The organism is Methylophilus sp. Q8 (assembly GCF_000800115.1).
Taxonomy (GTDB): Bacteria; Pseudomonadota; Gammaproteobacteria; order Burkholderiales; family Methylophilaceae; genus Methylophilus.
Window position 1 is genome coordinate 718,612 of record NZ_JUHE01000001.1, and the last position, 21,048, is coordinate 739,659.

General features: G+C 52.8%; 18 protein-coding genes. 6 read left to right on the forward strand and 12 right to left on the reverse strand.

Annotated elements, in window-relative coordinates:
• Positions 1–4: 4 nt before the first annotated feature.
• Both GQ52_RS03655 and GQ52_RS03660 read right to left on the reverse strand, forming a co-directional pair.
• Positions 5–616, reverse strand: coding sequence for a DJ-1/PfpI family protein (locus tag GQ52_RS03655; protein WP_047515233.1), 612 nt, complete (start codon positions 614–616; stop codon positions 5–7).
• A gap of 10 nt (positions 617–626) precedes the next feature.
• Positions 627–860, reverse strand: coding sequence for a hypothetical protein (locus tag GQ52_RS03660; RefSeq protein WP_047515236.1), 234 nt, complete (start codon positions 858–860; stop codon positions 627–629).
• A 108-nt stretch (positions 861–968) separates the two neighbouring features.
• Here GQ52_RS03660 and GQ52_RS03665 point away from each other — a divergent pair, with 108 nt between their 5' ends.
• On the forward strand, positions 969–2,381 hold the full coding sequence (locus GQ52_RS03665) for a PLP-dependent aminotransferase family protein (protein ID WP_235272943.1): 1,413 nt from the start codon (positions 969–971) through the stop codon (positions 2,379–2,381).
• A gap of 43 nt (positions 2,382–2,424) precedes the next feature.
• Here GQ52_RS03665 and cobC read toward each other — a convergent pair whose 3' ends face one another.
• The 4 genes from cobC to GQ52_RS03685 form a co-directional block, all read right to left on the reverse strand.
• A complete protein-coding gene (cobC, locus tag GQ52_RS03670) occupies positions 2,425–2,991 on the reverse strand; it encodes an alpha-ribazole phosphatase (protein WP_019881085.1) in 567 nt (188 codons plus the stop codon).
• Positions 2,988–3,779: an adenosylcobinamide-GDP ribazoletransferase gene (locus tag GQ52_RS03675; protein WP_047515239.1), complete on the reverse strand. Its 792-nt coding sequence runs from the start codon at positions 3,777–3,779 to the stop codon at positions 2,988–2,990. The genes cobC and GQ52_RS03675 overlap by 4 nt, the downstream gene beginning before the upstream one ends.
• Positions 3,776–4,822 (reverse strand): nicotinate-nucleotide--dimethylbenzimidazole phosphoribosyltransferase, encoded by a 1,047-nt coding sequence (gene cobT, locus GQ52_RS03680; protein ID WP_047515240.1) that lies wholly within the window; start codon positions 4,820–4,822, stop codon positions 3,776–3,778. The genes GQ52_RS03675 and cobT overlap by 4 nt, the downstream gene beginning before the upstream one ends.
• Positions 4,823–4,947: 125 nt before the next feature.
• Positions 4,948–6,408 carry a DegQ family serine endoprotease gene (locus tag GQ52_RS03685; protein ID WP_047515241.1) on the reverse strand — a complete coding sequence of 487 codons (1,461 nt, stop codon included), beginning with the start codon at positions 6,406–6,408 and terminating at the stop codon, positions 4,948–4,950.
• Between the two features lie 209 nt (positions 6,409–6,617).
• Between GQ52_RS03685 and GQ52_RS03690 the strand changes: the two genes are divergently transcribed.
• Entirely contained in the window at positions 6,618–7,760 is a 1,143-nt protein-coding gene (locus GQ52_RS03690; protein ID WP_235272945.1) for an HPP family protein, read from the forward strand.
• On the opposite strand, the gene GQ52_RS03695 is transcribed toward GQ52_RS03690, so the two are convergent.
• Positions 7,757–8,215: a DUF2721 domain-containing protein gene (locus GQ52_RS03695; RefSeq protein ID WP_047518501.1), complete on the reverse strand. Its 459-nt coding sequence runs from the start codon at positions 8,213–8,215 to the stop codon at positions 7,757–7,759. The two genes, GQ52_RS03690 and GQ52_RS03695, sit on opposite strands and share 4 nt — an antisense overlap.
• A 308-nt stretch (positions 8,216–8,523) precedes the next feature.
• On the opposite strand from GQ52_RS03695, the gene GQ52_RS03700 reads away from it, so the two are divergent.
• Together GQ52_RS03700 and GQ52_RS03705 are read left to right on the forward strand one after the other, a co-directional pair.
• Positions 8,524–11,106, forward strand: coding sequence for a chemotaxis protein CheW (locus GQ52_RS03700; RefSeq protein WP_047515247.1), 2,583 nt, complete (start codon positions 8,524–8,526; stop codon positions 11,104–11,106).
• A gap of 29 nt (positions 11,107–11,135) precedes the next feature.
• Positions 11,136–13,271 (forward strand): bifunctional diguanylate cyclase/phosphodiesterase, encoded by a 2,136-nt coding sequence (locus tag GQ52_RS03705; RefSeq protein ID WP_047515251.1) that lies wholly within the window; start codon positions 11,136–11,138, stop codon positions 13,269–13,271.
• 21 nt (positions 13,272–13,292) lie between these two features.
• Here GQ52_RS03705 and sbmA read toward each other — a convergent pair whose 3' ends face one another.
• Together sbmA and GQ52_RS03715 are read right to left on the reverse strand one after the other, a co-directional pair.
• Positions 13,293–14,525 (reverse strand): peptide antibiotic transporter SbmA, encoded by a 1,233-nt coding sequence (gene sbmA / locus GQ52_RS03710; RefSeq protein WP_047515254.1) that lies wholly within the window; start codon positions 14,523–14,525, stop codon positions 13,293–13,295.
• A 131-nt stretch (positions 14,526–14,656) separates the two neighbouring features.
• The gene (locus GQ52_RS03715) at positions 14,657–15,037 is read right to left on the reverse strand and encodes a hypothetical protein (protein WP_047515257.1); all 381 of its coding nucleotides are present in this window, start codon (positions 15,035–15,037) and stop codon (positions 14,657–14,659) included.
• Between the two features lie 211 nt (positions 15,038–15,248).
• Here GQ52_RS03715 and GQ52_RS03720 point away from each other — a divergent pair, with 211 nt between their 5' ends.
• Positions 15,249–16,268, forward strand: a complete 1,020-nt coding sequence (locus GQ52_RS03720) for a trypsin-like peptidase domain-containing protein (protein WP_047515259.1) — start codon at positions 15,249–15,251, stop codon at positions 16,266–16,268.
• Between the two features lie 5 nt (positions 16,269–16,273).
• Here the strand turns inward: GQ52_RS03720 and GQ52_RS03725 are convergent, their stop codons facing one another.
• Entirely contained in the window at positions 16,274–17,194 is a 921-nt protein-coding gene (locus tag GQ52_RS03725) for a PHB depolymerase family esterase (RefSeq protein ID WP_047515262.1), read from the reverse strand.
• A gap of 92 nt (positions 17,195–17,286) precedes the next feature.
• On the opposite strand from GQ52_RS03725, the gene GQ52_RS03730 reads away from it, so the two are divergent.
• Complete coding sequence (locus GQ52_RS03730) at positions 17,287–17,886, forward strand: NTP transferase domain-containing protein (RefSeq protein ID WP_047515265.1); 600 nt, start codon at positions 17,287–17,289, stop codon at positions 17,884–17,886.
• 1 nt (position 17,887) lies between these two features.
• Here the strand turns inward: GQ52_RS03730 and GQ52_RS03735 are convergent, their stop codons facing one another.
• Both GQ52_RS03735 and GQ52_RS03740 read right to left on the reverse strand, forming a co-directional pair.
• The gene (locus tag GQ52_RS03735; RefSeq protein WP_047515268.1) at positions 17,888–18,871 is read right to left on the reverse strand and encodes an XdhC family protein; all 984 of its coding nucleotides are present in this window, start codon (positions 18,869–18,871) and stop codon (positions 17,888–17,890) included.
• Between the two features lie 4 nt (positions 18,872–18,875).
• A complete protein-coding gene (locus tag GQ52_RS03740) occupies positions 18,876–21,038 on the reverse strand; it encodes a xanthine dehydrogenase family protein molybdopterin-binding subunit (protein WP_047515270.1) in 2,163 nt (720 codons plus the stop codon).
• Positions 21,039–21,048: the final 10 nt, after the last annotated feature.

Genomic DNA, 21,048 nt, shown 5'->3' on the forward strand with positions numbered 1-21,048 from the left:
TTAATTAAATTAAAAGCGCTTCGGACAAATATGGCCTGACATGACTGGCCGCGCGTGCTAAATAGTGCTCCTTTTCGCCCACTGGCGCGACATAATGCAAAGCTTTTTGCGCAGCTTCCAGCCCGGCCTGACGGGCAATGAGCCAGAATGCCAGATATTGTGAGGCCAGGCAACCGCCTGCGGTGGCAATATTGCCCTGTGCAAAAAAGGGTTGATCCAGCGTATCGACGCCTAATGCCTGCACCCAGGGTTTAGTCACCAGGTCTGTACACACGGGCAGGCCATTGAGCAAACCGAGCTTGGCCAATATCAACGCACCTGAACACTGCGCACCTATCAATTGCCGGTCAGGGTCCAAATGCAAAGATGCCAGTACAGCGCTCTCAGCAATGGCCCGCGTATGGATACCACTACCAATAATTACGGCATCGGCAGCAGAAGCATCGGCCAAAGAAATATGCGACGCCAAAGTGACTCCATTCATGGATGTCACCCTGGCCGTGGGGCTGGCGATTGAAACACGCCAGCCTGGCTGTTGCACGCGGCTTAATATACCCAGGGCAATCATAGAGTCCAGCTCATTAAAACCGTCAAACGTCAGGATAGCGATATGCATAATATTCTTTTTAGCGCACAGGCAGTAACTGCCCCCGGATCATCACCATAGGCTCCATGACCATAGACTGATGCGACTCAGTACTTGATTCACACGCAGCCCCGACGCGCAGGTTGGTCACGCAGACAGGCTTGGGCGCTGCGTTCTCATGATCCGCCTGACGAGAAGTTTGACCATAAGAGACATAAGGCAGTACTACCACTATCACGGGCACTGCCAGCAACACCATCACAATGAAACGCATCTCCAAACCCTATCCGATGAAAGTTTAATCACATCTTATCGCCACACGCATGTACACTACATGTACAATTTAACGATCAATATTAGACACTGTACAGGTCAAAATACCATGCCAGTCACCCAGCCACTGATTACGATTAACCCGCAAGACCCAGTGCCACTGGTTGAGCAAATTGTCAGCGGTGTGAAACAACTCATTGAGCAACGCGTACTGCGTACAGGTACACGCTTACCTTCTATCCGCGACTTTGCCGTGCAACACCACATCAGTCGCTTTACTGTCGTCGATGCTTACGATCGCCTGGTGGCGCTGGGTTATCTGCTGTCACGGCGTGGTTCAGGCTTCTATGTCGCTCCGCTCAACAAACCCGAAGAAACCGTTTCAAGCACCTCTTACCTGGACAGGGCTGACGATGTGCTATGGCTGCTGCACAACACGTTCAGAGACGTACCGGATGCGGTCAGGCCTGGTTGTGGCTGGCTGCCTAAGGATTGGCTGGATGAAAAGGTCATTCAAAAAAGTCTGAATGAATTATCACGGAAATCGGGGTATTTTTTAACCGGATACGGCGATGTGAGTGGCTACTTACCACTGCGGCAACAGCTGGCAAAAAAGAACCTGGCAGATATTGGTATCCATGCAGACGCGCAGCAAATCCTTATGACCAACGGCGCTTCGCATGGCCTGGATTTAGTTGCGCGGCTGTTTATCAAGCCAGGCGATGTGGTTCTGGTGGACGATCCAGGCTATTACACCTTGTTTGGTTTTTTGAAATCCATGGGCGCGCGCATTATGGGCGTGCCGCGGCTATTGAATGGGCCTGATGTCAGCGCCTTGCAACAACTATTGCAAGAACACCGCCCCAAGTTATTTTTCACCAATACGGTATTGCATAACCCGACCGGCACCAGTACCAGCCTGGCCGTTGCGCACCAGATACTGCAACTGGCCGAAAAATACGGTTTATATATTGTGGAAGATGATATTTATGGCGACTTCCATCCGCAAAATGCCACGCGCCTGGCAGCGCTGGACCAGTTAAACCGCGTGATTTACGTCAGCAGTTACTCCAAAACCATTTCAGCCAGCTTGCGTGTGGGCTTTATTGCCTGCCAGGCCGACCTGGCCAACCGGCTACTCGACCTCAAATTGCTGACCGGCCTCACCAGCTCAGAGATCAACCAGCGTGTGATGTACCAGATTCTGGTCGAAGGCAGGTACCGCAAACATATGGAAAAAGTACGCAGCCAGCTAGAGGTAAAACGAGCACAAGTGATACGCGCACTGGAAGAATGTGGCTTAAGCATCCATGCCGAACCGGCCGGAGGCATGTTTGTCTGGGCCAAACTGGCTAACGACAACAACGCTGCTGAGGTTGCCAGCGAGGCATCGAAGCAGAATATCATGCTGGCCCCCGGCAACCTGTTCAGGCCCTACCAGGAGCCGTCGTCGTGGTTACGCTTTAATGTGGCGCATTGTGAGGATGACAAGGTGTTTGAACTCTTGAGAAAGCGCTATTGAGAAAACGCCAGCGAGAAAACGCCGGTAAAAAAACGCGAGTGCCTTAACGATTCACAAACTCAATTTTGGGAATCGCACCCGACAGATCCAAGCGCGTCAGGCTGGCGTAATCCACATGAAAGCGGAACAGGCCTTTGAGTTGCATATTGAGCACATGCGCGATCAGGGCGCGTATCATGCCGCCGTGCGTAACCACCAGCACATGCTGACCTGCATGGCGCGCATGCACCTCCTGCAAAAAGTCTACGCCGCGCTGCTGCAAACCGGCAAAGGTTTCGCCATTGGGCGGCGCCAGCTCGGCATAGTTCTGCGCCCACACGTCAAACAACTCGCGCGGAATATCGTTCCACGACTGCATCTCCCAATCACCAAAATGCAGCTCTTTCAGGCGCTCATCGTGCATGATGCCATCGAAACCCAGCGCATGCGCCAGTTTGCTACAGCGCTGTAGCGGACTGGCATAGACGGCATCAATCTGCTCATGAATGAGTTTTTGTTTCAGTTGAGACAGCTCGCTGGCAAAGTTAACCGAGACATCAATATCGCTCTGGCCATAGCAAATGCCCTCGGCAATCTGCAAACTGGTATGGCGTACTAAAGTCAGTTTCATGCCAGACGCTCCCAGGCCAGCAAGCCCAAATAAAAGGCCAGTTCAGTCAATTGTTGGGTGGCGCCCAATGCATCGCCAGTATAGCCCTGTAAATGCCGCAAGATCAGGCGACGCCACCACCACCAGATGGCCAGTACAGGTAATCCGGTGATCAGCAAAAACCGCATCGCACTCAACGCAGAATGATTCATGCCCAGCATCAGGCAAAAGCCCAGCCAGCACAACAGGCCAAATGCACTGGCACACCAGATATCCTGTCGCGTCAGCGTCGTCGCCAGGGGTTTGGATTTACCGGCAAAGCGCACATAACTGGCGGTGGCCATGATGGCGACGGCGGCCAGGCGGCTAAGCGCATGCGCAGCAATCAGGGCAAACGGTAAGATCGCCGGGGTAAGCGCAGACAAGGCCTGGAACTTGAACAGCAACATGCCAACCAGCGCAATGGCACCATAACTACCGAGGCGCGAGTCTTGCATGATCTCCAGCTTGCGCGCACGATCCATACCGCCACCGAGGCCATCGGCACTATCTGCCAGGCCATCCTCATGAAAAGCACCGGTCAGATAAATAGTCACCGCCATGCTAGATAATACCGCCAAGGCTGGCGGCAACACCCAGCTCGCCAGCCACCAAGTGATAGCGGCCAGCAGGCCAATCAATACACCAACCAGCGGGAAATACCTGGCGGCGTGATTAAGGTCAGACGCCTGAAAATCTGCCACGGCAGGCACGGGCAGTCGCGTGAAAAAACCGACGGCCAGCACAAAATAGCGCCATTGCAGCTTCACTGTATCTGTCCACTGACACCAGCACTTTCAAAGCTGGCCATTTCATTGAGGAAAGCCACTGCCGACTGCAGTAAGGGATAAGCCAGTACGGCACCAGTCCCCTCACCCAAACGTAGCGACAGATGCAACAAGGGCTGTGCATTGAGATGTGACAACATCATGCTGTGCCCGCTTTCATCAGAGCAGTGCGCAAACACGCAATAATCCAGCACTTGCGGATAAAGCTTGGCAGCCACCAACAAGGCAGAGGTGGCAATAAAGCCATCAATCAGCAACGTCGTTCTGGCCTCGGCGGCAGCCAGCAGCGCGCCCACCATCATGGCAATTTCAAAACCACCAAACGCCGCCAATGCCTGCAACGGTTCATCAGCTGAAACATGGTGCATCTGCAAAGCAGAGGTGAGGACAGAGAGCTTGTGCTGCAAACCTTTATCGCTCAAGCCAGTGCCGCGGCCGACACACTGATGCATAGGCAAGCCACACAGCACGCTCATCAGACAACTGGCACTAGATGTATTCCCTATGCCCATCTCACCCAACGCCAGCACCTTACAGCCCTGCGCAATCGCATCACGCGCAATTTGCGCACCGCGCGTAATCGCTTGTGCACATTGGTCCGCCGTCATGGCAGGCTGATGCCGGAAATTTTCTGTGCCCATGCCCAATTTTGCATCGATCAGCAGCGAGTGCGGCTGGAACACGGCATTAACGCCACTATCTACCACGTGCAAATCAAAGCTGTGCTGACGTGCGAACACATTAATCGCCGCACCGCCATTGAGAAAATTGAGCACCATTTGCGCAGTGACCGCCTGCGGATAAGGGCTTACCCCTTCTTCCACAATACCGTGATCACCCGCAAACACCAGCATGGTCGGCTGCTGCAACACCGGTTGTTCGGTCTGCTGTATTAAGCCCAACTGCATGGCCAGGGTTTCCAGACGCCCCAATGCGCCCAGTGGTTTGGTTTTTTGATTAATGTGATTCACCAGTGCAGCTTGCAAGGGTGCGTTATGAGTAGGCTCAATATGAAATGTCTGCATAGTTTATTATTTTACCGAGCAAAAACGAAAGCGTAGCAGAATTATGCAATGCCTGGCCCGAATTTGCCCAGCGCAAAAAAAGCCCCGCAATTGCGGGGCAAGGCTCGAAGGATCACACGCAAAAATCAACTAATCTTTACCGGCACATAAATTTTGCTGTCACCTCGCATCACTAGCAATGCCACGTTCTTCACGTTTTGCGACAGCTTGTCATGCAACTGGCTCACGTTTTTAACCTGGTCACCATTCACTGCCAGGATCACATCGCCTGGCTGTATGCCTGCCAATGCCGCAGGGCCTTTAGCAACCTCTTCAACCAGCAACCCTTGCTTGAGCTGAGTTTGTGCCAACTCTTGCGAGGTCAGCGGGCGCACGCTGACGCCCAGCTTAGATTGCTGACTATCTGGCACTATCGCCGGCCCAGCCTGCGCCGCTTGCATTTCATCAATACGCACAGACAATTTCTTCAATTGCTTGTTGCGCCAGACCTCCATACCGACCGTGCTGCCCGGCTTCACATTCGCTACCATGGGTGGCAAATCGCTGGAGCGGTCTATGCTTTGACCATTGAATTTGACGATCACATCGCCAGGTTCCAGGCCTGCCTTATCAGCCGGACCATTTTTCTCAATATTGCTCACCAGCGCGCCACTCGGCGACGGCAAACCAAACGAACTGGCAAGATCCTGGTTAATCGATTGCACACCAATGCCTAAGCGGCCACGGCTGACTTTGCCTTTTTCCAGCAATTGCTGCTCAATCCCCATGGCAACATCAATCGGGATAGCGAATGACAAGCCCTGATAGCCGCCACTGCGACTGTAAATTTGCGAGTTGATGCCAATCACTTCGCCATTGAGGTTAAACAGCGGACCACCCGAATTGCCCGGGTTAATCGCCACATCGGTTTGCAGGAAAGGCACATAGCCTTCGTCTGGCAGTGCGCGTGACTTGGCCGAAATAATGCCCGCCGTCACCGTGTTATCAAAGCCGAATGGCGAACCGATCGCGACTACCCAGTCACCGACATTGCTGTTTTTGGTGCTGCCGATATGCACGGTTGGCAAGTCCTTGGCCTCAATTTTCAGTACGGCAACATCGGTTAATTTATCCACGCCAATCACCTTGGCCTGAAACTCACGCTTGTCAGACAGTTTTACCGTCACCACATCTGCCTTGTCGACCACATGGGCATTGGTGAGGATCACGCCATCAGACTTGACGATAAAGCCTGAACCTAGGCCGTTCATAGGCGTTTCGGTTTGTGGCAGGTTGGGTTGAAAACGACGGAACAGCTCAAACATCGGGTCGTTAGGATCCACACCCGGAATACCCGCCGTTTTCACCGTACCGGTGACGCTGATATTGACTACGGCCGCCCCCTGGCTAGACGCGATGCTGGCAAAGTTAGGCAAGGTAATATAGGCGCTTGGCGCCGTCATGGCTTTTGCCGATACCGGTGCCGTGGCCTGCGCATGATTCACCAAAGTATTCCCTTTGATAAAGTAGCCTGCACCGAACAAAGCGGCCACCGCCAATGGTACGGTCACCCAATGCGTGAGTCTTGATTGTAAAAACGATTGCATCACAACGTCCTTTCTTGCTTTTTTAATATTGGCGCTTCACTGAAAGTGCCTCTGCGCAGTATGAGCGGTAAAAGCGCTTTGAAGTTTCACTGTTTTTGTATCCTCATGTATCGGGCTGACAAAAGTCCCTGGCACTGACGACCATGGGGTAGAAACAGGAAAATGTATTGATCGTGATACACTGCACTTTTTGCTTTTTTGACCGTGCAATGGCAGATTTACCGTCTTTCTTAAGGCCTTACTGGCCACGCCGCATGACTGGCACGCTACGCGATTATGCGCGGGCGGCCATAGGTGCCGGATTGGGGATTTTGTGTACAGGGCTGATTGCCCTGAATGTGGTACCAGGCGACTGGCATAGCGCAGTGTTTTTAATTGCGCCCATGGGCGCCTCCGCCGTCATCCTGTTTTGCTTGCCATCCAGCCCGCTGGCACAACCATGGGCCATCCTGGCAGGCAATACCGTGTCGGCGTTGGCAGGGGTATTTTTCACGCAATTATTACCGCAACAACTGGTGTTCGCCGCGGCACTGGCCATGCTCAGTGCGATCGCGCTCATGTTTGCGCTGCGCTGCCTGCACCCGCCCAGTGGCGCGGTCGCCCTGACTGCCGTGTTAGGTGGTGAGGCCATTCACAACCTGGGCTACAGTTTTATCTGGTGGCCGGTACTGGCGAACAGTATATTGCTGGTACTCACCGCCTGGCTTTACCATACGTTGACGGGCTATCGTTATCCCGCCGCACATCACGAGCACGCGCCAAATTCACCCACGCATATGCACTACCAGTTTGGCTTCAGGCAGGAAGACTTGCAGACCGCGCTGGGACAATTCCATGAAGTGCTGGACATTCACCCGGAACAACTGCAAAGCCTGCTGGAACAAACCGAGCTGATCGCTTACAAGCGCAAACTGGAAGCCATTGAATGCCGGGAAATCATGCGCCCGGTCTCGACGACCCTTGAGTTTGGCGATGCGCTGGAAACAGCCTGGCAATTGATACTCAAACAACCTGAGCCCGCAATTCCGGTGGTCAACAAAGCACAACTGGTGATAGGCCTGTTGAGCGTGTCCGACTTTATGCGCCACGCCAAGGCAGAAAGCTATCGCGAAGTGGCGCCTGCGCTCAAACGCCTGATCCGCTGGTCGCCCACCACACACAGCGACAAACCAGAAGTGGTCGGCCAGATCATGACCACCCCGGCGATTACCATCACCGAACATATGCACCTCATGCATACCATCCCGCTGATGACCAGCCATCATTTGCAATTACTGCCAGTGGTCGATGCGTCTAACAAGCTGGTCGGCATCCTGACGCAAACCGATGTGATTCGCGCCCTTTATCGCTAGGCCTTTGATGACTGCGGCTTCGCGGGTTTTTCGCGTTGCTGAAACGGCACAATCACTTCGCGGGATGCCAGCACAATTTCGCGCAAAAAGCACAACAGGCCCAAAATCAGCGAGGCCATCGAAATAATAAACGACACCATTACCAGGTGCGGTAGTCGCAACCCCGTCTCAACTGAAATAAACATACTGGCAATCGACACACAAATACACAAGGCAGCAAAAGTGACCAGGCCAATCGCCCGCCGCAACCATTTGGTACGGCGCACAATAATCCGCAATTCATCTTTAAAGCGCTCACGTTTGTCTTCCGGCGTATCGGTCAAATAACGGGCACGGTCTATCGAGCGACCCAAGCGCCCAATCAGCACGCCCAAAATCGAGCCGATACCGGTCAATAAAAATACTGGCGCCACCGCATCACGGATGGCCTCAGAGACGCTGTGAATTTCAATCATGGTATTAATCATAGTAGAGATGCCACTAAAATCAGAAAATCAGGCACCAATACCCGCACTGTTTTGGTTATTGACGCACTAGAAAAAGGCATGGAGAAGTTAATTTCTTGAAAAAGAGGTGCTTTAAAGGCCAGTTCAATACTTGATAAGCGATTTTTACGCCATCTTCACGACATTTATGGCCTTAATATTGTAATAAAAGCATTTTTCTTGCCATTGTTTTTCAATTTGAACCACCCAAACGGGAACCATTTTTGCTGTATATGCCCTGGCAACAATAAAATATGTATAGGGAAAGAGGCAACAAGATGCACCCGCAACCGTTAACCGAGGACTTGGCTAACCACTTCAAGAAGGTCAATGACTTTCGCTCAAACATTTACCAATTACAACATGCCTGGGACAGCCTGGCATTGATGGCACAACTGTCCGGCACCGGCTCCGAAATGGAAGAAACCCGCAGTGCCTTTAATACCATTTCTAACGATGTGTTACGGCATTTATCACAGGAAACCTTGCATAAAACCGCCGCACAATTATCTTCAAAAGCGTTCGAGATCATCAACTTGCTGGTACGTAACCTGTTTGAACGGACGGCAGACATTGGGTTTTTCGCTACCGATAATGAGGTGCGTGACTATCTGGAGAAACAGGCTGCGGATATTCTGGAAGACGCCGACCAGGCAAGTATTGAGTTTCGCTTTCAGGAATACCAGAAGAAATACACCGTCTACGACAATATTGTGCTGTTTGATGAAGAAGGCCAGTTACTGCATCAACTGGATGACACGCAGACCACCTTGTTTCACTACCACCCGATTGTGGCCTTGGCGCGGCAATCGGCAGAACCGTATGTAGAACGTTTTTATGAGACAGATATCGGCGGCAAGCTGCATAAGTCTCTGGTCTATGCACACGCCGTACGCAGCCAAGACGGCCACCGCACGCTAGGGGTGCTGTGCCTGTGCTTTAAATTCGTCAACGAGCTGGACACCATCTTTCACAACCTGATTTCGCATAATGACTGGACCATAGGCGTATTGCTGGATGAAGAGCGCAACGTGATTGCCTCCAGCGATCCGTACCAGATTCCGCTGGGCATTTCGCTATGTGTGGATACCGACACGGACTGGTTTATTACGCGCTTTAGCGGGCGCGAATACCTGTGCGTGACCAAACAGTCAGAAGGCTACCAGGGGTATCTGGGGCCAGGCTGGTTGGGCCAGGCCATGATCCCGATAGAGCATGCGTTCAACCAGAGCATTCGCGACATGGTCAATAATATTGATGCGGATATCTTGCGTAAAGTCATGCGTAGCCCGCTGATTTTTTCTGAAAGCCTGCTGAATATCCCCAAGCAGGCCGCCAATATCCAGAGCAAACTGAATCAATCTGTCTGGAACGGTAATATCCGGCAAAGCAATGATGTGAATACCCAGCAGAAAAACTTTTCTAAAAGCCTGCTTTCCGAGATCAGCCATACCGGCCATAAAACGCAGCAGATCATTGAAAACATGGTCTCTGAGCTCTATCAGACCGTGGTGTCGGTGATGCTGGAAAACTCCAGTTTTTATGCGCAGCTGGCGGTAGAAATCATGGACCGCAACCTGTATGAACGTGCCAATGATGTACGTTGGTGGGCGCTCACACACGCTTTTAGGGAGCTGTTAGCGCAAACTAGCCTGGCGGATGAAGACAAGCGCAAAGTCACCGACGTGCTGCGCTATATCAATAGCCTATACACCGTGTATGACAACCTGATTGTGTTTGACCGCAAAGGCGAAGTGATGGCAGTGTCTAATCGCCAGTACGACCATCTGCTGGGCACCCAGTTGTCGGATGAATGGGTAGGCCGAACGCGTAGTTGCGCCTCGACACAAGATTACATCGTCTCGCCATTTGAACCCACGCCGCTCTACAACGACAAACACACTTACATCTATGCCGCTCCCATTCGCCACCTCGATGGCAATAGCATTGTCGGCGGTATTGCCATCGTATTCGATAGCGCACCGCAATTCCAGGCCATGCTGCGCGATGTGATTCCGCGGGATAAGACCGATACGCCGGTCAATGGCAGCTTCACCTTGTTTGTGAACGAACAACTCAATGTCATTTCAAGCACGCATAAAGACTTTGCCATGGGCGAAGTTTTTGAACTGATGCCCGCCATTAGTAAGCTTAAAGAGGGCGAGCAGCTATTTGATATTGCGATTTACCAGAATACCTATTATGCGGTTGGCGCGCGCGCAGCCTATGGCTACCGTGAATTCAAGAGCGAGCAAGATAGCTACCGCAACAAGGTGGTTGCGCTGATTTTCACGCCCCTGGGCAAAGTGGATGAAATTAACCAGCGCATCCACGCCGAGTCGCAAGTCATCCACAACAAATTCAACCCCAACCTGTTTGCGCAGTCCGGGCAGGACTGCCAGGAATATGCCACCTTCTACGTTGGTGACTCATGGATGGGCATAGAAGCACGCTTTGTGCGCGAGGCGATTGATGAAGACCAGTTGCGCACCTTGCCTGAATCTGCACCGTTTATTGCAGGCATGCACGCCTACCGGGGAGAGGTGATTCCTGTGATTGACCTGGCACGAATGCTGGGACATCCGCACTATTTCACGGATTACCGGCAAATCATCGTCATTGAAGACAAAACCGCCTCGCTCAGATTTGGCCTGTTTGTCTCTGCCCTGGGCGAAATCCCTTATCTGGCGCCAACGCAGATTCAGCCGATGAATACTTTTTTCCGGGGTGCCAGCCACAACCCGGGCATTGCCATTGCCAATATTGCCCAAAACAGCATGCTGACCCTGATCACCGCACAAAGCCTGTGGGACAAAGTGCTTTCCGTGCGTTCACAATCCGCTGAACAGGTGTATGCCTGATGAATAGTCAGACGACCCTTTTTGGAATCATGCAAAACGACATCATGGAATCCTTACTCACCGCGCAGCAACAGCGATTGCTGGATACGCTGCTGGATAATCTGGATGGCATGATTTACCGCTGCCTGTACGACAGCAGTTGGACCATGATTTACGTGAGCAAGGGCTGCGAAAGCCTGACCGGCTATCCGGCACCAGACTTGCTGCTCAATAAAACCACTTCTTACGAAATCATCACCCATCCAGATGACAGGGAAAAAGCTCGCACCACGATTGATGCAGCGATTCAAAAAGGCGAGCGTTTTGAGCTGGAGTACCGCATCATACGCGCCAATGGCGACATCACCTGGGTGGCCGAGCGCGGCAGTGCCGTGTTTGATAGTGAGGGTAAACCCGTTGCGCTGGAAGGCATTATTCAGGATATCAGTTGCCGCAAACGCATTGAGCACGAACTATTCAGCACTGAGCAAAAATACCGCTCCATGTTCGAAAACTCAACGCTGGGCATGTTCCAGACGACAGAGTCCGGCACCTACCTTAATGCCAACCCTGCGCTGGCCAAACTCTACGGCTATGCTTCTCCACAAGCACTGATCAGCGACCTCAACAATATCAGCACCCAGCTCTATGTGGCCGAAAACAGGCGGGGCGAATTTACCGAAGCCATCCGCGCACAAGGCCGGGTCCATAACTTTGAATCCGAGGTTTACCGGCTGAATGGTGAAGCGATCTGGATCTCGGAGAATGCCCATGCCGTGTGTGACCCGCAAGGCCACATCCTTTATTACGAAGGCACGGTAGAAGACATTACCGACCGTAAAAACCATGAGCTGCAAATCCGCCAGCTGGCCGTTACCGATAACCTGACTGGCTTGCTCAATCGCCATGCCTTCAGTGGCAAACTGGCCAGCCTGATTGCCGAGGCCGATAAGATACAAAACAAGATTGCTATTGCGTTTATCGACCTCGATCACTTCAAACTGATTAACGATACCCTGGGTCACCGCGCCGGCGACAAACTACTGGAAAATGTCGCACAAAGGCTGATCCAGAGCACACGGCCCACAGATGCCATTGTGCGCTTTGGCGGTGATGAATTTGTCATGCTTTACCCCGGCCTGCGCGTGGCTGAAGATGCCGAGCCATTGCTGGCACGGGTGATGGAAGCTATTTCGCAACCGATTGCCATTGGCGACTATGTGTTTAATATGACTTGCAGCGTCGGCGTCAGCATTTATCCCGACCATGCCAAAGAGATAGACGCCCTGCTCAGTTGCGCTGACTCGGCCCTCTACAGCGCCAAAAATGCAGGCAAGAACAAGGTACAAATGTTCAGCGGCACCCTGGCGCAACAACTGGGCGAACGCAACGAAATTGAATACGGCCTGGGCCACGCCATGCAGCGACAGGAACTCATGCTGTATTACCAGCCGCAAATCAATATGCAACACGGCAATATCAGCGCCCTGGAGGCGCTGATCCGCTGGCAGCACCCGGAGCGCGGACTGATTCCACCCGACCAGTTTATTCCTGTCGCCGAAGAAACCGGCCATATTTTTGCCATTGGTGAATGGGTATTACAGACCGCCTGCCAGAAGATCAAGTCCATGCAAACCGAGTGGGGTTATATGGTGCCAATTGCGGTCAATGTATCGCCGATCCAGTTCCTGCGCGGCAACCTGGTCGAAACCGTACAACGCGTATTACGACAGGAGCGCGTGCCGCCGCACCTGATTACACTGGAAGTCACCGAGAATGCCCGCTTCAAGGATGAAGCCATGTTCACACGCACACTGGAGCAGCTGAAACGCTTAGGCGTGTGTATTGCCATTGACGATTTTGGCATCGGCTACTCGAATATGGCCTATCTCAAAAACTACCCGATTGATGAACTCAAAATCGACAAGGCCTTTGTGCAAGACCTGGAACAAAGCGTGACTAACGGCAACATTTTGCTGGCGCTGATTAACCTGGGCAAAAGTTTGCATAAATCGGTCACGGCGGAAGGTATAGAAACCGAATACCAGCACCGGTTTTTACTGCATAGTGGATGTGATGTCGGGCAAGGCTACTATTACAGCCGACCGTTATCGGATGAAGCGCTGGCGCAGTTTATGCGCGAGCAGCAGCCAAAATTCGATCATTTTCAGCAGGTGGCCAGGTAACCCTGGCCACAGTGCTTTTGGCTAGACCGCGGTGTGCTCTACCTCAATCTCAGGTAACGCCTCGTGTTTGATGGCCGCTTCAAATGCGGTCAAACGTTTGTATACCGACAAAAGTTCAACAATGGTGGTCCAGGAGTTCACCAGATATTGGAACGAGTTGCTGACTTGTGAAAACGCAGTCAGTATCTGTTGCAGAATACCAAAGGTGATGCGGCCAGCCGCAATTGTCGGCACCAGAATCAGGTAGGCGAAAATATTATCTGCCTGCAAATACAAGCTGCGTGCCACGTTGAAATACATATAGTGAAAATAGAGGCGGAAGTAGTTTTTACGCACATCCATAAACAATGACCTAAGTGTCGCCGGTTGTGCGCGCTCAATATTGTCCTCACCATACACCAGCTCTTTACGGTAGGCAGCTTCGACACGTTGATTCCTGAACTCCAGCCCAGGCAGCTTAATCCCCACGGCAGCCAGTAATAAAGTACCAAACACCGACCAGGCAATCGCGGAAGTAAACAGCGGTGCGGGCACGGCACCAAACACCGGCAATTCGCTGACATATGAAGACAGGCTCCACAGCACAGGCAAGAACGCGAATAGCGTCATGATCGCCTCCACCATGGACACACCCAGGCCTTCCATAATGGTGGCAAAACGCATGGTATCTTCCTGCACCCGTTGCGAAGCACCTTCAATGCGACGCACCTGTGACCACTGACTGGTATAAAAATCGTTCATCGCCGTACGCCAGCGGAAAATATAATGGCTGACAAAGAAACGCGTGATGACATAGATAAAAATCGCCACGAACGCAATTTCGGCAAACTGTAGCATCAAGGTATAAAGCTCGGCTGTGGTCACCTTGGAGTTGGGCGACAAGGCGGCCTGCACGCCATCAAAGAACGGCCTGCGCCAGTTATTAATCGCCACTGATACTTGCACCGAGTAGTAAGTCGAAAACAGGATGAATGCCGAGCCGACGATAGACCACCATTGCCAACGGCTGGGTTTAAGCTTAAACCAGGCCAGCGCAAACAGGGCCACACTCACGGCATAATAGCCATAAAACAATTTGAAGGAATCGGTCACAAAATGACCCAGACCAATCACAGGCTGCTCTTCGGCCAATGACAATCCAAACACAGCGCCAATGGCGGCAGAAAACTCAAACCAGACACCACAGCAAATAGTCGCCCACACAATGACAGAAGGCCAGAACCAGCGAGAATCAGGGAAAAAGGATTTAAACATAGCGCTTTCTTTGACGGTGTTTGTTTAGATGTGTTGAGGATTCATTTGCTGCCAGTGTATTGGCTCTTGAAAAGACCTGCAACAAAAAAGCCTCCGTGTGGAGGCTTTATCTGTTCAAAGGCATGTGGATGCTAGATGCGATTACCGCGGAAGCAGCACCCCAGCGGGGTATTGGCAGTGTAACTGGCCTTTAACACTATCGCATGCGGTTTGATTGCTGAATGCTTTTGTTGCACACGCTTTTTGTAAACAGCCGGTTTTTTCATGGCAGTCTGCTTATCTTCATCGACTTTACTTTCATCTACCGCCGCCACTTTTACTGCAGGCGCTAAGGTGTTCGACGCAACCACGGCTTCAGCAGCCTCCGGCTTTGCCACCACCTGCGTCGACTGAACGCTATTCAGCAAAGGGTTATTGTCAGCCGGGGCTTCGTGCTCGAAAGTAATCATCATCAAGGCAAGCATGTTTAAAAAAATCAGCTTGGGTAACATATAGGACTTGGTTCGTTGCATTTTTAATACTCAATTTCATCTCAGGCTATCTCATGCGCTATGGTAGAGGGCCTGGGCTGGCTGAATAAGTGGGCAGGTGCCGATTTACCTGTCAGAAATCGCCTACAAAATAACTATCACGGAAAACATTTACGCGATATTCTGGTCAGAGTGCTCAGACTCGTGCATGATGCATGATCAGAACGATTGGCCTTTGTCGATGGGAGCCTGTATGAAACGGTTATTGTTATTGCTGATAATGTGGACAGGGCTTGGGCAGGTGCACGTGCAGGCACAACCTAGCATCGTCGATACACTTGAATTAGGCCACTCGATTGTGATGGTCACCACCGACATGCCGGGCGGCTCCAATGGCCGGGGCTCGGGCGTGGTGGTCAGCCCGGAATACGTGGCCACCAACTGTCATGTCATCGCCAACAGCAATGGCGCCAATATTGCCAAGTTCCGTGATGGCTATCGGCCTATTGCGCTCAAAGCCAACTGGAAGCGCGATGTGTGTTTACTCAAATTTGATCCCTTGCCGTTTAAACCACTCCCCATGCGCGACAGCAAAACGCTGCAATACGAAGAGGAAGTGTTTAGCCTGAGCTTTCCGGCCGCGGCGCCTGTACCGCAACTGTCTTATGGCAATATCAAAGGCATTTATCCTTACGATGGCAGCATGATTGTGCGCACGAATGCCTCCTTCTTAATGGGCTCCAGTGGCGGCGCCCTGTTTGACCAAAATTTCAACCTGATCGGGCTAACCACCTTCAAGAGCCCAGGACACCAGGCGTTTTACTACAGTCTGCCAGCAGAATGGATTAAAGAGCTGATGGACGCGCCTGAAATTATTTCACTGAAAACCAATGAAGTGCCGTTCTGGGCATTGCCACTCGAACAACGGCCCTACTTTATGCAGGTGGTGATTCCTTACCAGAACGGCGACTGGGCTAACCTGAAGTCGATTGCCAGCCAATGGGCGAAGCAAGAGCCAACTTCGGCCGATGCTTGGTATTTTCTAGGGCTGGCAGAAGAAGGCCTGCAACAATACGCCGAGGCTGAGCAAGATCTCAAACATGCCTACGATTTAAACCAGCGCGATTATGACGCCATGCTGGCGTTGTCGCGCGTGGCCTTTACGCAAAAAGACCTGGTGACACTCAAATCGCTGCAACCAGCCATTAGTGCCATCGACCAGGCTCAGGGCGACCTGATTCGCCAGCAGATTTCTCAACTACAACAGAATTAACGCCATCAGTGCCGGCCATAGTCATTAAAAAACTGCCAGATCACCTCATTGGCAGAAATCGCATCAGACCCGGCCTGCCCGCCGCGTGGTTTGCTGCCTCCTGGCCATGAGTGGCCGCCAGTCTCGGTCACACACAACTGCACTGGCGCCAGCCCGCCATGGTGAATCTCACAATAAGCGCCGGGGACCTCCAAAATGCGTTCTGCCTGCGCGTTGGCCTGGTTAAGCTGCACCCATTTCTGGATAGTGGCAGGCACTGAGTTGAAATTCACATCGACCATAGATTGCTGGCCTTTGCCGCCATTAAACGGCACATGATCGTCGTCTTTGGCGTGAATATGCAACACTGCCACCGGCTTGGCAGGCTGGCAGCGCTGGGTGTTATCTGTACCAGCGACCGAGGCGATGGCGCTCACGGTGTCAGATAATTCACAAGCCAAACGGTAGCTCATCATGCCGCCATTCGACATGCCATCAACGAAAATACGTTTAGCATCAACATTGGCGCGTTGCTGCATGTATTGAATCATGGCGCGGATAATGGCGACATCATCGCTTTGTTTTTTCACTGCCGGGCCACAGCAATTACCTGCGTTCCAGGTCGCGAACTTGCCGCCCGGCAAGCGGCTGTATCCATTAGGGAACACCACGATATAGCCATATTTTTCTGCGGCCGACAGCTGGTGGTAAAACCGCTCATTGGCCTGTACCTGCATATTGCCCAGCCCACCATGCAACACTAGGACCATAGGCAATGGCTGACCGGTTTGCGCCTGACCAGGCACATGCACCAGATAGGGGCGCTTGTCACCATTCACCGTGACGGAAAATTCATAGTCGCCAGCCGCAAGACCGGCCCACACCAGCGCAGGAAAAATCAGCAAACCTAGCAACACACTGTAATATAAACGCTTAGGCAACGTCATATGTACTCCAGAAGAAAGAATCGCAAGCATACATGAACGCACCAATTAAACATGTTGTTGACCAACCCTGAAACATTATCGATAGCAGACAAATGGTGCATCCTGATCTTCGCCCACCACTCATCGCAGGCATCCTGCTGGCAGGCGGCTTCTCACGCCGTTTTGGGTCGCAAAACAAGCTGTTACAACCGCTGGCAGACGGGCAACTGGTCGCACTGAGGGCGGCGCAAGCATTGATTGCCGCGCTGCCAGGGAGTGTTGCCGTCATACGCGCCAACCAACCCACGCTGGGCAGCCAACTCACATCGCTTGGATTTAAAGTCATTGAGTGCGAGGACCAACATCAACAGATGTCGGACAGTTTGAAATTGGGCCTGATGGCGACACAAACCGCTTTTCCAGCCATGGCAGGGCTGGTGATTGCGCTCGCGGATATGCCGTTTATTCAAGCCGGAACAATACAGCAGGTCGCGCAACAGTTAACACAGGCGCGTATTGTGCAACCTATGTACCACGGCCAGCCCGGGCACCCGGTGGGCTTTCGCAGCGATTTGATACCAGACTTGCTTGCCATTGAAGGCGATCAAGGCGCGCGTGATGTCTTGCGTGCGCATCAGGCCGATATTTTACGATTTGAATGCCAGGACGCTGGCATTTTAAGAGATATTGATACGCCGGCAGACCTGGCCTGATTCAGGCAGCGGCAAGATTGCTGTCTGTTTTCGACAATCCAGCCTGTTGCAGTTGCGCACGCGCCTGAATCAACTCAGCCAAAATAGACACCGCAATTTCGGCCGGAGTACGGCTACCGATGCGCAAGCCGACCGGGCCATGCAGGCGGTTGACCTCTTGTTCGCTGAGGTCAAAACTGCGCAGGCGCTGTTTGCGTTTTTCCTGGTTTTTCACTGAGCCCAGCGCACCGATATAAAACGCATCTGATTTCAAGGCTTCGAGCAAGGCCATATCATCCAGTTTGGGGTCATGCGTCACTGCCACAATGGCTGTGTGTGGATCAGGCACAATGTCGAGCACCACATCGTCCGGCATACCCGCCAGCCACTCGGCGCCGTCCACATGCCACTCTGCACGCATGTCTTCACGCGGGTCGCAAATCATGACATTGAAATCCAGCGCTTGTGCCATGGCCGCCAATACCGAGCCTAACTGGTTGGCGCCTATCACCAGCAGGCGCCATTGCGGGCCAAAGTAGCTGTGGAACCAGTCGTTGTCCAGATACGGCAGGCCTTCTGGCAGCACACGCTGATGGCGCACCTCGCCACTATGCAGGTTGACTGAACGCTTTAACAAACGCCGTTGCGACAAACTTTCCAGCATGGGTGCCAGTTGCTCGGCCTGTGTGAGCGGCTCGGCAAAAATCTTCAGTTGCCCGCCACAGGGAATCCCAAAGCGTTGCGCCTCGTCCTGGTGGATGCCGTATTCGAGAATGGCTGGCCGTGTGGGCAACCGCTGCTGCCGCGCTTTATCTGCCAGGTCATCCTCAATACAACCGCCCGATACTGAACCGACCAGATGACCATCTTCACGCACTACCAGAATGGCACCCGGCAAACGCGGTGCCGAGCCCCAGGTCTGGATCACAGTAAACAGGTGCGCGCGATAGCCTTGTTGCAACCAGTCACTGGCGCGTTGCAGTACTTCCCAATCTGACGATTGCATAGACTTAAGCCAGTTGGTCGCCTATCGGCAAACGGCGGATGCGCTTACCGGTTGCCGCAAATACTGCATTGGCGACAGCTGGCGCTAATGGCGGCACGCCAGGCTCACCGACGCCGCCCATTTTTTCTGTGCTCGCGACGATATGCACGTCCACCTTGGGCATGTCTTTCATGCGCAATACCTGGTAGTCATGGAAGTTAGACTGCACCACTTGCCCGTCTTTAAAACTGATTTCGCTACTCAATGCTGCACCCAGCGCATAAGCCACTGAAGACTCCATTTGCGCTTTGACGCCATCCGGGTTCACCGCCAAGCCGCAATCAATGGCGACCACTACGCGGTGCACTTTGACTTCGCCCTCCTTCACAGAAACCTCGGCTACTTGCGCCACATAGCTGCCAAAAGATTCGTGTACGGCAATGCCACGGAACACACCAGACGGCAATGGTTTGCCCCATCCTGCTTTATCGGCCGCCAGGTTCAGGGCGACCAAATGGCGCGGATGATCTTTCAGCAATTGGCGTCTATATGCCAACGGATCCTGCTTACTGGCATGTGCCAGTTCGTCAATCAGGCTTTCCATGACAAAACCGGAATGGCTATGGCCGACCGAGCGCCACCATAACACCGGCACATCACTTTGCACCGAATGCAGGTGTACCTGATGGTTGGCGGTGCCTTTGACATAAGGTGAATCGGCCACGCCTTCTACAGAAGTCGCATCAATCCCATCCTTAATCATCACGCCTTCGAACGGCGTGCCTTTAATGATGGACTGCCCGACCAGCGTCTGTTGCCAGGCCAGTGGTTTGCCTTGTTGATCCAGTGCCACGGTCGCGCGGTGCACAAACATAGGCCGGTAAAAACCACCTTTGACATCATCCTCACGGCTCCAGACAGTTTTAACTGGCAAGCCAGCCGCTTTGGCCACTTCAACCGCCTCAGACACAAAATCGGCGCGCGGATTGGCGCGGCGGCCGAAACCACCTCCGAGGAACTGAGTATGAATTTTTACCTGATCAGGTTTCAACCCCAGAATTTTGGCAGCAGCAGCCTGGTCGGTGGTTTGCATCTGTGTACCGGTCCAGATATCGCAGCCTTGATCTGAAATTTTGACCGCGCAATTGAGTGGCTCCATCGGCGCATGTGACAAATACGGCAACACATACTCGGCACTGATGGTCTGCTTGGCCTGTTTGCTGGCACTGGCGATATCGCCCGCCTTCGCCGCTTGCACACCTGGCTGTTGTGCCAGGGCCTGATATTGTTTCAATAGTGCCGCAGAATCCGGTTTGTCATGCCCGTCCAGGTCCCACGCCAACTTGAGCGCTTCGCGGCCTTGTTTGGCCGCCCAGTAATGCTCGGCAATCACTGCCACGCCTGTTGGCACTTTCACCACTTTAATCACACCTGGTACCTGGCGTGCCGCGCTATCATCTACGCTTTTCAGCTTGGTGCCAAATACCGGTGAGCGCGCTACCATGGCCACTTTCAAGCCATCAAACTGCACATCCTGGCCAAATTTGGCGGTGCCATTGATTTTTTCCGCGCTGTCCAGGCGTTTGGTAGCCTTGCCAATAAACTTCCACTGTTCCGGTTTTTTCAAGGTCACAGTGGTCGGCGTTTCCAGCTGGCTGGCCGTCTCAACCAACTGGCCATAGGTCAATTTTTTCTTGCCGTTGATCACCGCACCGTTTTCGGTACGCAAGCCTGCGACAGGCACATTCCACTGCTTGGCTGCCGCCTGCAACAACAAGGCACGCGTTAAGGCGCCTGCCTGGCGGTAACGGTCAAACTCTGACCAGGTGGTCGAAGATCCACCGGTAATCTGTATGCCGTAAGCGGTATGAATATAGGCCGGTGCAGCCGGTGCGTGCTCGACCTTCACCTTGCTCCAGTCTGCATCCAGCTCATCGGCGATCAGCATCGGTAGCGTCGTCCACACGCCCTGCCCCATTTCACTGTGTGCCAGCATCACCGTAATACTGTCATCGGCACCTATGCGCAAAAAAGCATTTGGCGCAGGCAAAGGCATTGCTTCAGCGGCATTAGCCACCCCCATAAACCGTTTGGCTTGCGGGATACTAAAGGCCACCACTAAACCACCAGCCACCAACGCGGTACTTTTAATAAAACTGCGGCGCGAGAGATTAATCATATCGTTCATGGTGTCTCTC